Source organism: Allobosea sp. P4_E12, from assembly GCF_056401655.1.
The window spans coordinates 1-1,321 of sequence record NZ_JBFUIY010000129.1 but is presented as its reverse complement, the minus strand read 5'-3'; the positions used below and the strand labels follow the sequence as shown (position 1 = coordinate 1,321).

The window sequence follows — 1,321 nt, the reverse complement described above, 5'->3', positions numbered from 1 at the left end:
CGATCAGGTCGTTGCCAGCCCCGCCAAGCAGCACGTCGTCGCCGGCCCCGCCGAAGACCACGTCACGGCCCTCCCCGGCATCGACGAAGTCGTTGCCATCGCCCGCCGAGATCGTGTCGTCGCCGCCCGCACCGATCAGGACATCGTCGCCGCCCTGGCCGATCAGGTTGTCCGCCCCCGCTGCCCCGATCAGGACATCGCTCAGCCCCGTCCCGACATGCGTCCCAGGAGCCGTCCCCGGACCGGGAGCCGGCGTGCCAGCCCCGTCGTCATCGTCGTCGTCGTCACAGCCGCAATCGTCGTCGTCGTCATCGTCGCCATTGCCGGCACCGTCGTCATCGTCGTCATCATCGTCGCCATCTCCGGCGCCGTCGTCGTCATCGTCATCATCGTCGCCATCACCGGCGCCGTCGTCATCGTCGTCATCGTCGTCGCCGTCTCCGGCGCCGTCGTCATCATCGTCGTCGCCATCTCCGTTGCCGGTGCCGTCATCGTCGTCATCGTCGTCATCGTCGCCGTCACCCGTGCCGGTACCGTTGTCGCCGTCATCGCCAACGACGGTCTCGAAGATGTTCTCCGGCAGATTGGTCAGGCTGGTATTGCGGGCGATGATGTCCGCGAACTCCTGGCCGTCGATGAAATTCTCGTAGAAGTCGAAGTTCTCGACACGGTCGAGATAGTAGAACCGGTCGGCCTCCTGCAGGCGGTCAAACTGTTCATGCAGCACGACCCAGAAGGTCTGCCCGACCATGCCGCCATTGATATGCGTCTCGGCAAGGCCACCGACCCAGAGATCGACCCGGTCGATCCCCTTCACGATGCCGGTGCCGTCGGCCTGGATGGCCACGCTGATATTCGAGTTGATCGCCTGGAAGGCCGCGATCTCGTCGGCGTCCAGGACGAGGTCCGGATAGGCCTGCTTGAACTGGGCGATCACTGCATCGCTCAGATTGTTGCGCTGCTGGAAGTCCTCCCACGAGGTATAGGGCGAGAGATTTCCGGCATATCCGACGGCCTCGGAGACATAGGGATCCTGCGAAGCGGCAAGATCCGAACGCACCTGGTTCAAGGTGCCAAGCCCGACATCCCAGCCGCGGGCCACATTGAAGGCGAAGAGGTCGGCATTGATCCGAACCAGATCGTTGCGCACCGCGTCGACGATGTTGAAGTCGACCTCCTCCGCCGGCTGCCTGATGATGCCGCCCAGGATCGATCCCACGCCGAGCTGCTCATAGCCGGGCTGCGGGACATAGCCGGGAGGCAAGGGAGCGGTGAAGGCGCCAGCGTCGTTCGTCGGGTTCAGGAAGGCGTCGAACAGCGC

General features: G+C 64.6%; 1 protein-coding gene. It reads right to left on the bottom strand.

Going from position 1 to position 1,321, the window contains the following annotated elements; translation table 11 throughout:
* The coding region (locus AC1DW9_RS36645; RefSeq protein ID WP_476855418.1) for a peroxidase family protein at window positions 1-1,321 on the bottom strand (1,321 nt) is incomplete at both ends.